15 protein-coding genes are annotated in these 13,920 nt (G+C 70.3%); 4 read left to right on the top strand and 11 right to left on the bottom strand.

From position 1 onward, the window contains the following. The first annotated feature begins 16 nt into the window (after nucleotides 1-16). Entirely contained in the window at nucleotides 17-1,072 is a 1,056-nt protein-coding gene (locus B7L05_RS00330) for a diguanylate cyclase (RefSeq protein WP_375601238.1), read from the top strand. Between the two features lie 366 nt (nucleotides 1,073-1,438). On the opposite strand, the gene B7L05_RS00325 is transcribed toward B7L05_RS00330, so the two are convergent. After that, nucleotides 1,439-2,071 carry a YbhB/YbcL family Raf kinase inhibitor-like protein gene (locus tag B7L05_RS00325; protein WP_085808226.1) on the bottom strand — a complete coding sequence of 211 codons (633 nt, stop codon included), beginning with the start codon at nucleotides 2,069-2,071 and terminating at the stop codon, nucleotides 1,439-1,441. Nucleotides 2,072-2,143: 72 nt separating this feature from the next. Here B7L05_RS00325 and B7L05_RS00320 point away from each other — a divergent pair, with 72 nt between their 5' ends. Continuing rightward, nucleotides 2,144-2,578 (top strand): DUF1810 domain-containing protein, encoded by a 435-nt coding sequence (locus B7L05_RS00320; RefSeq protein ID WP_085808225.1) that lies wholly within the window; start codon nucleotides 2,144-2,146, stop codon nucleotides 2,576-2,578. 53 nt (nucleotides 2,579-2,631) lie between these two features. Continuing rightward, nucleotides 2,632-4,089, top strand: a complete 1,458-nt coding sequence (locus tag B7L05_RS00315; RefSeq protein WP_085808224.1) for a S41 family peptidase — start codon at nucleotides 2,632-2,634, stop codon at nucleotides 4,087-4,089. Between the two features lie 15 nt (nucleotides 4,090-4,104). Here the strand turns inward: B7L05_RS00315 and B7L05_RS00310 are convergent, their stop codons facing one another. Genes B7L05_RS00310 through B7L05_RS00295 form a run of 4 tightly spaced genes read right to left on the bottom strand, consistent with a single transcriptional unit; the run spans nucleotide 4,105 to nucleotide 6,494 of the window. Then, entirely contained in the window at nucleotides 4,105-4,551 is a 447-nt protein-coding gene (locus B7L05_RS00310; RefSeq protein ID WP_085808223.1) for an SRPBCC family protein, read from the bottom strand. Further along, nucleotides 4,548-5,045, bottom strand: a complete 498-nt coding sequence (locus tag B7L05_RS00305) for a VOC family protein (protein WP_085808222.1) — start codon at nucleotides 5,043-5,045, stop codon at nucleotides 4,548-4,550. Before B7L05_RS00305 ends, B7L05_RS00310 begins: the two co-directional genes overlap by 4 nt. Nucleotides 5,046-5,088: 43 nt before the next feature. Next, nucleotides 5,089-5,802, bottom strand: a complete 714-nt coding sequence (locus tag B7L05_RS17855) for a DUF1428 domain-containing protein (protein WP_085808221.1) — start codon at nucleotides 5,800-5,802, stop codon at nucleotides 5,089-5,091. Next, complete coding sequence (locus tag B7L05_RS00295) at nucleotides 5,799-6,494, bottom strand: glutathione S-transferase family protein (protein WP_085808220.1); 696 nt, start codon at nucleotides 6,492-6,494, stop codon at nucleotides 5,799-5,801. The genes B7L05_RS17855 and B7L05_RS00295 overlap by 4 nt, the downstream gene beginning before the upstream one ends. Nucleotides 6,495-6,889: 395 nt before the next feature. Here B7L05_RS00295 and B7L05_RS00290 point away from each other — a divergent pair, with 395 nt between their 5' ends. Next, the gene (locus B7L05_RS00290; RefSeq protein WP_179187075.1) at nucleotides 6,890-8,296 is read left to right on the top strand and encodes a WcaI family glycosyltransferase; all 1,407 of its coding nucleotides are present in this window, start codon (nucleotides 6,890-6,892) and stop codon (nucleotides 8,294-8,296) included. 506 nt (nucleotides 8,297-8,802) lie between these two features. Here B7L05_RS00290 and B7L05_RS00285 read toward each other — a convergent pair. The 6 genes from B7L05_RS00285 to B7L05_RS00265 form a co-directional block, all read right to left on the bottom strand. Continuing rightward, the gene (locus B7L05_RS00285; protein WP_085808218.1) at nucleotides 8,803-9,090 is read right to left on the bottom strand and encodes an acyltransferase family protein; all 288 of its coding nucleotides are present in this window, start codon (nucleotides 9,088-9,090) and stop codon (nucleotides 8,803-8,805) included. 110 nt (nucleotides 9,091-9,200) lie between these two features. Beyond that, the gene (locus B7L05_RS00280; RefSeq protein WP_179187074.1) at nucleotides 9,201-10,628 is read right to left on the bottom strand and encodes an SGNH/GDSL hydrolase family protein; all 1,428 of its coding nucleotides are present in this window, start codon (nucleotides 10,626-10,628) and stop codon (nucleotides 9,201-9,203) included. Then, entirely contained in the window at nucleotides 10,625-11,053 is a 429-nt protein-coding gene (locus B7L05_RS17305) for a hypothetical protein (RefSeq protein WP_179187073.1), read from the bottom strand. Before B7L05_RS17305 ends, B7L05_RS00280 begins: the two co-directional genes overlap by 4 nt. 62 nt (nucleotides 11,054-11,115) lie before the next feature. Then, nucleotides 11,116-12,300, bottom strand: a complete 1,185-nt coding sequence (locus B7L05_RS00275; RefSeq protein ID WP_218775979.1) for a glycosyltransferase — start codon at nucleotides 12,298-12,300, stop codon at nucleotides 11,116-11,118. Next, nucleotides 12,297-13,259, bottom strand: a complete 963-nt coding sequence (locus tag B7L05_RS00270; RefSeq protein ID WP_256926539.1) for a glycosyltransferase family 2 protein — start codon at nucleotides 13,257-13,259, stop codon at nucleotides 12,297-12,299. Before B7L05_RS00270 ends, B7L05_RS00275 begins: the two co-directional genes overlap by 4 nt. Beyond that, nucleotides 13,256-13,846 carry a DapH/DapD/GlmU-related protein gene (locus B7L05_RS00265; protein ID WP_144037055.1) on the bottom strand — a complete coding sequence of 197 codons (591 nt, stop codon included), beginning with the start codon at nucleotides 13,844-13,846 and terminating at the stop codon, nucleotides 13,256-13,258. Before B7L05_RS00265 ends, B7L05_RS00270 begins: the two co-directional genes overlap by 4 nt. Nucleotides 13,847-13,920 lie beyond the last annotated feature (74 nt).

Below are 13,920 nucleotides of genomic sequence, written 5' to 3'. Positions count from 1 at the left end.
GGCAAGGATGGGCAGCGTGGCGGACGGCGATCCGCTGGATCTATTCGATGCGATCGGCGAGTTCCTCGCCGATCACCGGCTGAGTTCCGAACCATCGCACTATGCCTTCGTCCACGAAGTGCTGCGCGATCCCGATGGCGCCCTCGCGCAGCGCGTCGCGCGGCTCACCGACGGCGGCGTGCGGATCACCGGCAGCGATATCGCCGCGCTCGGCGGCACCGCCGCCGCCGGCGCGCCGGTGCCGAGCCGCCCGCCGCGGCTGGCGATCGTGCCCACCCCGCCCCCGGCCGGCAGCGCTACGGCCGACCCCGTTCAGGCGGCGACCGACGCATTGCTCGCGCGCACCGAGGCGCAGGTCGCCGGCTTTTCTGACACGGTGCGATCGATCCACGCCGAGACGAGCGGCTTCGGGCGCGATCTGGCGGCGAGCGCCGCAGCCATGCGCGGGCACGATCCGCTGACCGGGATCGACCAGATCGCCGAGTTGACCACCGCGATGATCGGCCGCGTGCGCGATGCCGAACAGCGGCTTGCCGATGCCGAGCGCGAGGCCGATACGCTGCGCGATGCGCTGGATGAGGCGCGCGGCTGCGCCCGGCGCGATCCGCTGACCGATCTCCCCAACCGGCGCGCGTTCGACGAGGCGTTCGCCGCGCTCGCCCCCGACACGCCGGTCGCGATCGCAGTGTGCGATATCGATCACTTCAAGCGCGTGAACGACGATTTCGGACATGCGGTGGGCGATCGCGTGCTGCGCGCGATCGGGCAGACGCTCGCGGCGGAGGCCGAGGGCGCGCTTGTCGCGCGCTACGGCGGCGAGGAATTCGCGATGCTGATCGTCGGTGGCGATCGCGACACGACGGTCACGCTCGTCGACGCTGCGCGCAGCGCGGTCGCCGCGCGCCGCTTCCGTTCGCGCGAGACGGATACGCCGATCGGCAGCGTCACGATATCGGGCGGGATCGCGTTCGGCACCGCCGCCGATTGCCGCGAGCAGCTCTACGCCGAAGCCGACGCTGCACTGTACCGCGCCAAGGCCGCAGGCCGTAACCGGATCGTCTGCACCGCCTGATGGCGTAATCCGCCACATCGCGGTGGCGCAAATTGCCATCGACCGGACCCACATCCACTAAGTCATTGTTTTTGCGTCGCCGTAGAAATTGGCACGGCGCATGCAAAGCTCCTGGCATCACCGATCGGATCGCCCGACCGGCTACCAGGAGACCAACGATGACCCGCTTCGCTTCCGTCCAGCACTATGCCGCCAGCCTCGCCGGCGCGCTCGTCTTCGCCGCGCTGATGATCAGCGCCGCCGTTCCCGTCGTGCCGATCGCCTGATCGCCGCCGACCACAGACCGTCGCTCAGGGAGACAGATACCATGGTTCGCTTCTCGCTCGTCGCGTTGGCCGCATTCGCCAGCACGTCCGCGCTCATCGCCTACGTCGACGCGGCGGCACGGCTCGCCTGATCGATCGTCACCGCGCCCGCCTCGCCGCGCGCATAGGTCCCGATCAGCAGCCCCGCCGCCAGCACATGCCCGGCCATCGCGCGCAGCAGCGCGGTTCGGCCGGGCGAGGCGCCGGGATCTCCCGCGCCGGCATCCAGCGCGAACAACTGGAAGGCGTAGCGGTGCTCGCCATGCCCGGTCGGCGGATCGGGCGGCAGCCAGCCCTCGCCGCGATACGAATTGCGGCCGACGTCGCCCCGCGCCGCCACGCCATTTCCGTCCGCGACGATCGCGCCCTCGGCCAGCCGCGCCGCATCGGCGGGGATGCCCCAGACGATCGCATGCACCAGCGGCTGCGGCGCCGGTGCGTCGGCATCCTCCACCAATAGCGCGAGCATCGCCGTGCCTTCGGGCGCGCTGCCCCACGTCAGCGGCGGCGACACGCCCGCGCCATCGGCAGTGAAGCGCGGCGGCAGCCGCCCACCATGCGCGAACGCCGGGCTGGTGAGATCGAGCGCGCCGAAACTGCCGCCCAGGTCCGTCTGCGCGATCGCCAGCTTGTCCGCGCCGGCGCGCACATTGGCCAGCGCGCGGCCGAGCCAGGCAGGGATATGTTCGAGCATGGGGCCTTCTCCTTCGCGTGCGATCGTAACGCACGAGGCGGCACCCGCGGCGCATCGGCGCGTTCGTCGGGCATGAGCGACGATTTCGATCTCGACCGGTTCGTCACTGCGCAGGCGGAGAGCTGGCCCACGGCACGCGCCGAGCTGCAGCGCGGTCGCAAGACGAGCCATTGGATGTGGTTCGTCTTTCCGCAACTGCGCGGGCTTGGGCGCAGCGCGACCGCGCAGCATTACGGCATCGTCTCGCTGGGGGAGGCGCGCGCCTATGCCGCGCATCCCGTGCTCGGCCCTCGGCTGATCGAGGCGGCGCGGCTGGTGGCGGCGGCGCCGGGCAATGCCGACGCGATCATGGGCAGCGTCGACGCGCTCAAGCTGCGCTCGTCCATGACGCTGTTCGCCGCCGCGGCGGCCGATCCGGCGCCGTTCGTGGCCGTGCTCGATCGCTTCTACGGCGGCACGCGTGACCCCGCGACCATCGCGCTGCTCGCGGATGCGCCGCGCGGCTAGCCTATGCGCGAACCGCGGCCTAAGATGCGCTGAAACAAGCGAAAGGCCGCGCGGTGAGTAGAGTTCGCAAAGTCTCGGCCGGCCTGTGCCTCGCCGCGCTGCTTGCCGGTTGCGGTGGCGACGGCGGCTCGGGCGGGGCGAGCAGCGGCAACACCGCGGTGACGCCCGCCCCCAGCCCGACGCCGACCGTGACCGCCGCGTGCAGCCTGCGCGCGCGGCAGGATTGGGCCGCGGCGCAGTTGCGCGAATGGTATCTGTTCCCTGAAACGCTCCCCACGAGCTTCGATCCGGGTGGCGCCACCACGTTGCAGGCGTACGTCGATACGCTCACCGCCACCGCGCGCGCGCAGAGCAAGGACCGCTTCTTCACCTACGTTACCTCGATCGCGGAGGAGAACGCCTATTACAGTTCTGGCTCCAGCGCGGGCTACGGCGTGCGGCTCGCGGTCGACCCGGCGGCGCAGCGCCTGTTCGTCAGCGAGGCGTTCGAGGGCGCCCCGGCGCTCGCCGCGGGGATTGATCGCGGTACCGAGATCCTCGCGATCGGCACGTCGGCGGGCGATCTGCGCACCGTCGCCGCGCTGATCCAGGCGGGCGGCAGCGCACTGACCGACGCGTTCGGCCCGCCCGACGCCGGCGTCGCCCGCGTCTTTCGCGTCCGGGCGCCGGACGGCACGCAATCGGACGTCACCATGGCGCAGCGCGATTACGCGCTGCTGCCCGTCTCGTCGCGCTACGGCATCCGCATTATCGAGGATGGCGGGCGGCGCGTCGGCTACGTCAATCTGCGCACCTTCATCTCCACCGCCGACCAGGCGCTGCGCGACGGGTTCGCGCAGTTTCGCGCGGCAGGCGTGACCGAAGTGATCGTCGACCTGCGCTACAACGGCGGCGGGCTGGTCGCGACTGCCGAGCTGTTCGGCGATCTGCTCGGCGGCGGGCGCAGCACCAACGACGTGTTCAGCTACACCACCTTCCGCCCCGAGAAGGCGGCGGAGAACCGCACCGACTATTTTGCGCCGCAGCCCCAATCGATCGCGGCAACGCGGATCGCGTTCATCGGCACGGGGGCGAGCGCCTCGGCGAGCGAGCTCGTCATCAACGCCTTCACGCCGTACCTCCACACCAACGCGGCGCTGATCGGCACCAACACCTATGGCAAGCCCGTCGGGCAGATCGCGCGCGATCTCACCGCGTGCGACGATCGGCTGCGGCTCGTCGCCTTCGCGACGCAGAATGCCGCGCGGCAGGGCGCCTATTACACCGGGCTCGCTCCCGTCGTGGAGGCGACGTGCCAGGCGAGCGACGATTTCGCCTATCCGCTCGGCGACGTGCGCGAGGCATCAGTGCGCCAGGCGCTCGACTTCCTCGCCGGCCGCACCTGCACGCCGATCGGCGGCGCCCGCCCGTCGGCCTCGGCGGCCAGGACGAGCGATGTCGCGGTGCGCCGCGAGGCGCTCACGCCGCCGCGCCCGACGACGATCCAGCGCGAAACGCCCGGCGCATTTTGAGTCGCGCGAAGCGCCTCAGCCGAGCCGCCGCACCACCTCGACCAACTGATCGGCCGCCGCATTCCACCCGGCTTCGAACCCCATTGCCGCATGCTGCGCCGCGGCCTCGGCGGTCCAGTGCCGCGCGGTCGCGGTGTAGCGCGTGCCCCCATCCACCGGCTCGAAGTCGTCGATGCGCAGCATGAACGGGCTCTGCGGCATCCAGCCGGCGGAGAAAGCATCGGTCGAGACGATGCGCCGTTCGGGCACCACCTCGAGATACACGCCCTCGCTCGGCTGCTCCTCGCCGTCGGGGCCGCGCATCACCATCGCCGATCGGCCGCCGACGACGAGGTCGAGCGCGATCACCTCGACGCGCCACGGCCGGGGCACGAACCATTCGGCGAAATGCTGCGTCCACGCCGTCCAGACGCGTGCCACTGGCGCGTCGATCAGCCGCTCGATGCGAAGCTCGTGCGTCATGCCGCTGTCTCCCCGCGCCAGGCGCGCTCGATCGCGGCAACGTCAATCCGCCGCATCGTCATCATCGCTTCCATCGCGCGCTTCGCCGCCGCACGATCAGGATCGGCCATCGCCGCCATCAGGACGCGCGGCGTGATCTGCCACGAGAAACCCCAGCGGTCCTTGCACCAGCCGCACGCGCTCTCCGCCCCGCCGTTGCCGACGATTGCATCCCAATAGCGATCGGTCTCGGCCTGGTCGTCGGTCAGCACCATGAAGCTCACCGCCTCGTTGGGCACGAAATTGGGCCCGCCGTTGAGGCCGAGGAAGGCGCGGCCGAGCACGGTGAACTCGACCGTCAGCTCGGTGCCCGCCGGCGCCGACGGATTGTCGGCGGGCGATGCCTGAATGTCGCCGACGTGACTGTCGGGGAACAGGCCGGCGTAGAAAGTGGCGGCCTCGCGCGCCTGGCCGAGATCGAACCATACGCAGGTCACGAGCTTGTCGGTCGTCATCCTCTCTCTCCTTTCCACCTACGGTCCCAAACCATCCCCGCCGTCAGCGGTCGACGATCGGCACGAATGCGCCGAACATCATGCGTTTGCCGTCGAACGGGCGATCGCCGCCGCCCATCAGCCGCTCGTCCTGCGTCAGCCGCTCCCAGGCCGCGTCGCGCATTTCTTTCGACGGCCACTCGATCCACCCCAGCGCCACCGTTTCGCCATCCTGCAAATGTGTCGCGCGGCGGAAATCGGTGACCTTGCCGTCGGGCACGTCGTCGCCCCAGGTATCGACGAAGCGCAGCGCGCCGTGTTCGAGAAACGCGCCCGCCGAGGTGCGGGCGAAGTCACGATACGCCTCGCGCTTGTCGGTCGGTACGGCCAGGACGACGCCGTCGATATAGCCGCACGCGCCGCCGTCGCCCGCCTCATGCAGCAGCGCAAACCCGCCGTAGATCATACGGCTGCCGTCGAACGGCATCGCGCCCATCGCCTCCATTCGCGGATCGCTCATCATCCGCGCGCCCGCGGCGTCCCGCGTCGCGCGATCGGGATATTCGACCCAGCTGAATAGCACTGTCTCGTCGTCGGTCGCCTGTACCGCGCGGTACAAGTCGTTCACCTCGCCGCGTGGCACGTCGTCGCCCCACCCTTCGACCATGCGGGTCGCGCCGAACTCCTTGAACAGATCGAGTGCGCCTTCGGCATGCTCGATATAGCGCTGCCGGTTGGCGGTCGGCACCGCGACCACGAAGCCGTCGACGTAGGTCATGCCGTCTCTCCCTGCTGCTTCAGCCATTCGGCGAATTCGGGCGGCGGGCTGCCGGTAAACCCGGCGAGCTGATCGGCGAGCGCGCGTGCGAACGCCGGGCGTGCTGTACCGCGCGCGACATAGGCGGCGAGATTGGGATGCGGCGCGAGGAAGCCGTCCTCCTCCATGATGCGCAGGACCGAGATCATCATGAGGTCGCCGGCGGTGAAAGTGGCGTCCTCCAGCCACTCCCGGTCGCCCAGCCGCCGGGCCACCTCGCCGAACCGATCGTGGATCCGCTGTTCGATCGATGGGAGGCGCGGCTTGGACCACGGCTCGCCGGCCTCGAACAGCGTCGCAAAGGCGTGGTCCATGATCGGCGGCTCGACGGTGTTGAGCGCCGCGAACATCCACTCGATGGCGCGCGCACGCGCCGCGGGATCGCGCGGCAGCAGCGTGCCGTGCCGCTCGGCGATGTGCAGCACGATCGCGCCAGTTTCGAACAGGGTAAGATCGCCATCCTCGTACGTCGGCACCTGGCCGAACGGCTGGCGCGCGCGGTGCGGCTCCGCCTTCTGGCTGCCCTGCGAGAGGTAGAGGACGTCATACGGCTGGCCGACTTCCTCGAGCGCCCAGCGCACGCGCAGGTCGCGCACCTGCCCGCGCGCGAAATCGGGCACCCAGTCGAACGCGGTGATGATCGGCCTGCCCATCCTTTCTCTCCCGTGCTTATCCCCCGTGCCGCCGACTCTGCCGAGTGCCGCACAGCGAGATCAGCATCATCCCCCCCCTTCATCGATGATGGCAACAGCTATTGCGCCCGCCCGTCGTAATGTGCGCGCGCCGGCCTCGCTCGACGCGCCCTTGCATCCCGCTGCCCTGGCAACTGCGTTTGAGAAGATCCAAAAGGGATCTTTCATCACATAGGTTACATATCTCTAGACAAGAGTGCCGCTTTCCATATGGTTAGCGGGTCGCGGCGGGGGCTCGCGACTTAGGGGGGGAGCCGTGTCATGGGACGATTCACCTGGCACGTTCGTGCGCCTGCGCGAGATCAACGCCATCGTGTATTCGCCACCGCATGGCACCTGTCGGCGGCACGCGGCGCATGAGCAGCCGGCCGATGGACATCGTGATCGTCGGCCATAATTACACGCCCGAGCCGATCGGCATCGGCCCCTATACCGCAGGGCTTGCTGAGCATCTGGCCGCCGCCGGCCACCGCGTGCGCGTCATCTGCGACAAGCCCGCCTATCCGCATTGGACGGTGATGGCGGGCTTCGACGACGCAGGCGAGACCCGCCGCGTCGAGCGCGGGGTCGAGGTCTGCCGCGTCGCGCACGGCGTCGCGCCGGCGGCGAAGGGGTTCGCCAGGGTGCGCTACCATCTCGCCTTTGCCCGGCGGGCGGCGGCCACCACGAGCGCGATGATCCGCGAGCGCCGTCCCGACGTGATCGTCAGCATCGCGCCCAGCGTCATCGCCACGATCCTCATCCGCCTGCGCGCCTTCTGGCGCTGGCGCATACCCTTGTGGGTGCATCTCCACGATTTCGAAACCGAGCTCGCCTTCGCCACGGGCCAGCTCACGTGGCTTCGCCCGTTCAAGCCCGTACTTCGCCTGATCGAGCATTGGGCGGTGCGCAGCGACCGGACGAGTTCAATTTCGCCCGCGATGTGCCGCAAGCTGCGCTGGCTCGGCCGCGATCCGGCGCGCGTCGTCGAGGTCCGCAACTGGGCGGAGCCCGCGATCACGCCGATCGACCATCCCTCATCGTTCCGCGACGCGTGGTGCATCACCGAGCCGCACGTCGCGCTCTATTCGGGCAACATGGCGGGCAAGCAGGGGCTCGACGTCGTCCTCGCCGCCGCGCGGCTGTTGATCCATCGCACCGACCTGGTTTTCGTCATCTGCGGCCAAGGTCCGCACCGGCCGCTGATCGAGGCCGCGGCGCGCGATTGCGGCAACGTGCGCTTCTTCGATCTGGTGCCGGCCGATCGGATGCGCGACCTGCTCGGCCTCGCCACCGTCCATCTCCTGCCGCAGATCGCCGATGCGGCCGATCTCGTGCTGCCGTCGAAGCTCCCCAACATGCTCGCCTCGGGCCGCCCGGTCGTCGCGACGACGCCCGCCGACACCGGTCTCGCGCACGAGATCGAGGGGTGCGGCATCCGTACCTGCCCGCACGATCCCGCCGCCTTCGCGTGCGCGCTCGAGACGCTGCTCGACGATCCCGCCCGCCGCGCCGCGCTCGGAGCCACCGCGGTAGCGCGCGCCGCGGCCCACTGGCACAAGGAGACGATCCTCGCCGACGTCACGCAGCGGCTCGTCGCCTATGCTGAAGGCGAGCGCCGCCGAACGCTTCTGGAAATTGCCGTTTCCGCGGTTGGACGCCTCTCGCCGAGCAGGAGGCGCGCCGCCGTTGCCGACCGTCGCAGCAGCCACCAGACACCGGTCGGCACCGCCACCGCCAACGCGATCACCAGCGCATCGGGCACTCTGTCGCGCAGCGCGTAGGCGATCGTCAGATGCGCATACATGATGACGAGGCTCGCGCGCCCGATCACGCCGAGCGGCCATGCCCGCACGTGCCGCACCGCGACGAAGATCAGATGGCATAGCCCGAGCGCGGCGACGCTGCTCGCCACCGGCGTGCCATAGTCGGCGATCTTGATGTCGAGCGGCGCCGTCACCAGCACCAGCGCCGTCATCGCGCCCGCTGCCAGCATCGCGCGCCGACCGAGCCGCGCAAGATGCCGCCGATAGAGTACGCCCGCGAGGAAGAAGAACAGGCCGAGCGGCACCCCGATCACCCCCCACGGGCTCGGCCAATGGCGCATGACGTGCGCAATGCCGAGGGCGGCCAGCGCCGCGATCCACACCGATCGCCCGCCCCGCCGCACCACCACGCTGCCGGCGACCTGCACCAGATAAAGGCAGGTGACGAACCAGAAGATGCCGAACGGCCCGACGAGATAGGTGCCGCCCAGCACCATCCGCGCCAGCGCGACGAGCGGCCGATCCTACGGCAGATAGGTGCGATGCCCCAGCGCCGCCGCGATCGCGACATCGATTACCGCGACCAGCACCAGCCACAGGACATAGGGCACAATCAGGGTGCCCGCCTGCCGCCGCGCGGTCTCGCGCCACGGGCGCGGCGTGAACACCATGCCCGATGCCATGAAGAACAGCGGCAGGTGGAAGTGGAACATCGCCGCCCATGTCGCGGAATCGCGCGTGACGTGGCCGATCACCACCGCGACGATCCCGATCGCGCGCGCATTGTCCAGCCAGCCGATGCGCTCCCCCATCGCTCCAGCCTATCGGCGCGGCGCGGCCTTGCCCAGCGCCGCGCCGCCCTTCACTTCGGCCAGCCATCGCCGCGCGCCACTCAGGACGCAGGCGGCAGCGCATCACCCGTTCAGCCGCCGGCGGCGAGGACCGGCAGCACGCTCGCGCGCACCGCGCGCTCGATCCGCTGCGCATAGTAATCGTAGCCGATTTCGGGCGGATGAACGTTGTCCGCCGCGACATACAGCGCGTTGTTGGCCGCGCCCGCCGGCACCCCGCTCGCGTTGTTCCAGCTGCCCAGCACCCATGGCGGTGTCGCCCCCGCGATCGGGATGAAGAACGCCAGCGGATCGCCCGCCTGCGCCACCCCGGCTTGCACCGCGGCCTCGGTTGCGAACGCACCCGCGAGATTGATCGACGGCACGCCGACGACGATGATCGGCGCGCGCGTTCCCGCGCGGATCGCCTGCATAGTCGCCAGCACCTCGGCCTGCACCTGCGCGAGTGGGTAGCCCGCGTCGTTGGTCGATCCCATCAGCAGCACGACGTCGGGCGAGAGCGCGAGCGCCTGCGGCACGCGCTGGCGATAGGTGTGGAACGCCGAGGCCGATGGATTGAGATATCCCGTCCCTCCCGCGGACAGGTTCCACGCGTCACGCCAGCCGAGCCGCTTGGCGACGAGCTGCGCGATCGATCCGCCCGCCAGCCACGGCCCGTAGCTCGATCCCGCATTGTAGCTGTCGCCGATCACCACCAGCCGCGGCACGGCGCCCGCACCCGCGCTGACGCTCGCCGACAGCGGCGTCTGCGCACAGCCGAAATAGGCCGCGCTCTTGCCGGTCTCGACCTCGTAGCTGCGCAGCCGCCGGCCGGTGCTCGCCGTCCAGTCGATCACCAGCCACTGGTCCGATCCGCCGACCACGTGACTGCCGGGCATCAGATAGCGCCCGTCGACGATGAAGCGTAGCTGCGCCGAATTGGCGGGCAGGAAGATTGCCAGCTTGTCGGCGTCGCAGTCGAACCCCACCGACGCGCCGGCGCACGCCACCACCCCCGCCTTGGCCTCGAAGCTGCCGAGCGACCAGAAGCTGCCGCGATAAGCAGCAGGCGCCGCGCCCCGCACACGGTACGACGCGGGAAAGCTCGCCGGCAGCCAGTTCGCCCCAAGCGACGGGTTGCTCGTCACTGCCGACACCGCCGGTGCGCCGTCGCCCGGATCGGCCGCGCGCGCGCCACCAAGATACGTCCAATAGACCGCGCTCGCACCATCCGCGACATATTGCCCGCTCGCCGTCGTCGTCGGCCCGCCGCCGCTCACCGGGCTGGTGCCCGCGATACCGCACATGAACCACCTGCCCGCATTGGCGACCACCTGGCCGACCGCATAGGCGGTATTGGGCACGTAGGCGGGCGGTGCCAGCCACGGCGGCAGGATCACCGGATTGCGCCGCTCGCTCGCCGCCGCCGCGCCGATCAGTCGTGCGTGGCGATTGCTTGTCGCCACCGCCGCGCGGGCCTGCGCCGCCATGCCGCGCGCGATTACGTCCGCCGCGCTCATTGCGCCACCCGATAGGCAAGTGTGCCCGATTGCAACGCGATGGCGAGGTGATAGGTCGCGCCCGCCTCGCTCTCGTCCGTCACCGCCTCGTTGGCGTTTCCGGTGAACCGTCCCCACCCCTCGCCCCCCGCGGTCAGCGGCACGCGCGTCGCCCCGCCGTCGATCGATCGTTGCAGCTCGACCACGCCCGTCCAATTGCCCGTCAGCATCACGCGGATCGGCGTGCCGAGCTCGGGCACGAACGGCCCCACCGTCCCGCTCGCGGACGTGCTGCCGATCAGCGGCACGCTGCCGGCCGCCTGCCGCACGGTACGCACCGGCAGCGGGTTGCCCGCGTGCACGGACACCGCCGGCGCGTCCACCGCGCCGAATGCCAACGCATATTGCGGGACGAACCCCGCCGGAACTTCGACTTCCGCCGCCATTGCCGTCCTCCTGATTGTTCGTGGTTTGTTCTACATCACGATCAACCATGTAGGACAGCCTGTCAGGCGAGATGCCGCTCGATCGTCGTCAGCAGGCTGTCCGCCGCGCGCTCGATCGTGAAGCGCCGCTCGTACGCCGCACGCGCGGCCTGCCGCATCGTCTGCCGCTCCTCCGCCGGAAGCGACAGGAAGCGCTCCAGCAGATCGCGCGTCCCCGCGGCGGTATCGGGCGCAGCGAGGCCGCCGCCCTCGGCCAGCACCTCGCGCCAGATCGCGACCTCGTGGCTGACCAGCACCGGCGTGCCGCCCGCCAGCGCTTCGGCGACGGCGATGCCGAAATTCTCCTGATGCGACGGCAGCACGAACGCCGCCGCCGATCGCAGCGCCCCTGCCTTCGCCGCGCCGCGCAACATGCCCACGAAATGCACCCTATCGGCAAGCCCGGCCGCCGCCACCTGCGTGCGCAGCACCGCGCCGAACCCCGCATCGTCGGGCCCGGCAAGGACGAGGTCGAGCCCAGGGGCGCGCGCGGCGACCTCCGCGAACGCCGCGACCAGCAGGTCGCATCCCTTCTTGGGATGCAGCCGCCCCAGGAACAGCAGGTACTCGCGCGTATTCAGCGCGGGCAGGAGCGCGCGGAACGCCGCGACCTGCGCCGCCGCTTCCCCCGCGCTCGCCGCGCCGATATCCGCCGTGCCGTAATCGATCACCGCTTCGGTCAGGCGATATGGGCGAAACGCGCCCCGCGCGCGCCGCCGTTCCTCCTCGCTGGTGAACAGCACCGCGCGCGCGCCCGCCAACAGCGGCCCCTCGGCCCACCACCACGACAGTTGCTTGATGCAGTACTTGGCCGCCGCCCTCTTACGGAACCACGGATCGAGCATGCCGTGCGGGATGACGAAATACGGCACGGGCCCGTCGGCGAGCGCCCGCATCGCGCCGCGTGCCGAATAGCGCCACAGCCCCGATACGATTATCGCGTCATATTCGTGCGCATGCGCGCGCAGCCACGGCACCATCGCCGCGCCGTAGCGATAGCGCGCGCACAGCCCCCGCCCGCGCGGCGGCCCGAGCGCGACGATCCGCCCCGGATAGTCGGGCAGGTGCCGCTCCTCGGGCGGGTCGAGCGTCAGCAAATCCTGGCGATGCCCCGCACGCGCCCAGGCCGCCGCAACCTGCAGTGCGCCCTCGATCGGCCCGCCGGTGCGCGGATCGGCGCTGGTGATGATGCGCAGGATGCGCATCATCCCGCCTCCCCGATCGGCAGGCCGGTCAGCGCGCGCAACTTGGCGATCCGCGCCTCGCGCGTTGTGCAGCCCGCCAGCGCGCGCTCGAACTCCACCACCTTTGCGCCAACGAGGAAGCGATACCAGAAGCCTTGCAGCACGTGGTAGATTAGCCCCGCACGCCCATCCAGGAAGCCACGCTGCACGACATAGCGGTACAGGAAATAGCCGAGCGGCGCCGCCCATAGCGGCAGCCGGTCGTACACCAGCGCCTTGATCCGTCGCTTGCCGCGCGCCTGCTTCGGGCCGCCGCCGCGCGACAGCGTCGCGCGCGTGCCGAACAGCGCGTGGCGCGCAGCGATCACCTCCACCGCCTCGCGCGTCGCATAGCCGTTGTGCTTGGCGGTGAAGAAGGTGAGATCGCCGAGGTTCACGTCGGCGAAGCCGCCCGCCAGCACGATCGATGCCCCGCGCTCAAGCAGTATATGCTCGTCCATCCAGCGCTGCTCGACCCGTGCGTGCCCCGTCCGCCACAGGCGCAGCAAGCGCAACGGATAGCGCCCACCGTGCCGGATCCAGCGCCCCATGAACACGTGCTTGCGATCGAGCTCGATCCCGCTCACCTCGGGTGGCAGCGTCGGCAAGGTCGCGACGATCGCTTCCGCAAGATCCGCCTCGATCAGCTCGTCGGCGTCGAGCCGCATCGTCCAGTCGGTCGTGATCCCGGCATGATCGAGCGCCCATTGCAGCTGCGCGGCATGACTGGTGAAGCGGTGCTGCAGCACGGTCGCGCCCGCGGCCTGCGCTAGCGCGACGGTCGCGTCGGTCGAATAGCTGTCGACGACAAGAACCGCGCGCGCAACGCCGCGGACACTCGCGATCGCACGCTCGATGTGATGCGCCTCGTTGTACGTCAGGATCACCACCGTCAGGTCGACGCTGGCCGGTGGCATCGGCACGGCAACGACACCCTCTGTCACGCCGGATCGAACCGGATGCGCCGCTCGCGCACAACGCGCGCCGGATTGCCGACGGCGATCATCCACGGCGCGACGTCGCGCATCGTTACCGCCCGCGCGCCGAGCACCGCACCCTCGCCGATCGAAACCCCCGGTCCGACGAACGCCTCCGCCGCCACCCACGCGCGCGCACCAATAATGATCGGCCGCGCGACGAGCTGGAACGCCGCATCCTCGATGTCGTGCGTGCCCGCGCACAGATGCGTACCCTGCGACACCACCGCATGCGCCCCGATCGATATCGGCGCCATCGAATAGATCGTCGCGCGCGGCCCGATCGCGGCGTGATCCTCCATCGACAGGTTGCGCGGCGACCAGATCCGCGCGCTGGCATAGACGTTCGCAGTCGGCGCCAGCCGCGCGCCGAACGCCTGCAGCACCAGCCGGCGCCAACCGCGCAGCGGCGGCGGCGTCCACGCCGCCAGCAGCAGCCACGCAATCGTCCAGGCGAGCCGGTACAGGCGGTTGGCCCTGGAGAAGCTCGCACCCCCCTGCCAAGCGCGCGCCGCGCCGCCGTCGAGCGGCCTATCGTCGTCGCCGATCCGCATCTGCCCATTCCCCCGGGGCAAAGTCTAGCGAAGCGAATGTCTTGCGCAACCGCGCGCGGCGTCGACGGCACGTC

Origin of the sequence: Sphingomonas sp. TZW2008, from assembly GCF_002117915.1 — a bacterium.
GTDB lineage: Bacteria > Pseudomonadota > Alphaproteobacteria > Sphingomonadales > Sphingomonadaceae > Sphingomonas.
Note: the sequence above shows the minus strand (reverse complement) of the source record. Positions and strands in the feature narration are given on the sequence as shown.

Coding starts and splice junctions, on each gene's coding strand:
- B7L05_RS00285 (WP_085808218.1), bottom strand. CDS start 9,090: ATGGGGGAGCGCATCGGCTGGCTGGACAATGCGCGCGCGATCGGGATC.
- B7L05_RS00325 (WP_085808226.1), bottom strand. CDS start 2,071: ATGCTCGAACATATCCCTGCCTGGCTCGGCCGCGCGCTGGCCAATGTG.
- B7L05_RS00295 (WP_085808220.1), bottom strand. CDS start 6,494: ATGGGCAGGCCGATCATCACCGCGTTCGACTGGGTGCCCGATTTCGCG.
- B7L05_RS00320 (WP_085808225.1), top strand. CDS start 2,144: ATGAGCGACGATTTCGATCTCGACCGGTTCGTCACTGCGCAGGCGGAG.
- B7L05_RS00290 (WP_179187075.1), top strand. CDS start 6,890: ATGAGCAGCCGGCCGATGGACATCGTGATCGTCGGCCATAATTACACG.
- B7L05_RS17855 (WP_085808221.1), bottom strand. CDS start 5,802: ATGACCTACGTCGACGGCTTCGTGGTCGCGGTGCCGACCGCCAACCGG.
- B7L05_RS00275 (WP_218775979.1), bottom strand. CDS start 12,300: ATGATGCGCATCCTGCGCATCATCACCAGCGCCGATCCGCGCACCGGC.
- B7L05_RS00280 (WP_179187074.1), bottom strand. CDS start 10,628: ATGAGCGCGGCGGACGTAATCGCGCGCGGCATGGCGGCGCAGGCCCGC.
- B7L05_RS00265 (WP_144037055.1), bottom strand. CDS start 13,846: ATGCGGATCGGCGACGACGATAGGCCGCTCGACGGCGGCGCGGCGCGC.
- B7L05_RS17305 (WP_179187073.1), bottom strand. CDS start 11,053: ATGGCGGCGGAAGTCGAAGTTCCGGCGGGGTTCGTCCCGCAATATGCG.
- B7L05_RS00305 (WP_085808222.1), bottom strand. CDS start 5,045: ATGACGACCGACAAGCTCGTGACCTGCGTATGGTTCGATCTCGGCCAG.
- B7L05_RS00310 (WP_085808223.1), bottom strand. CDS start 4,551: ATGACGCACGAGCTTCGCATCGAGCGGCTGATCGACGCGCCAGTGGCA.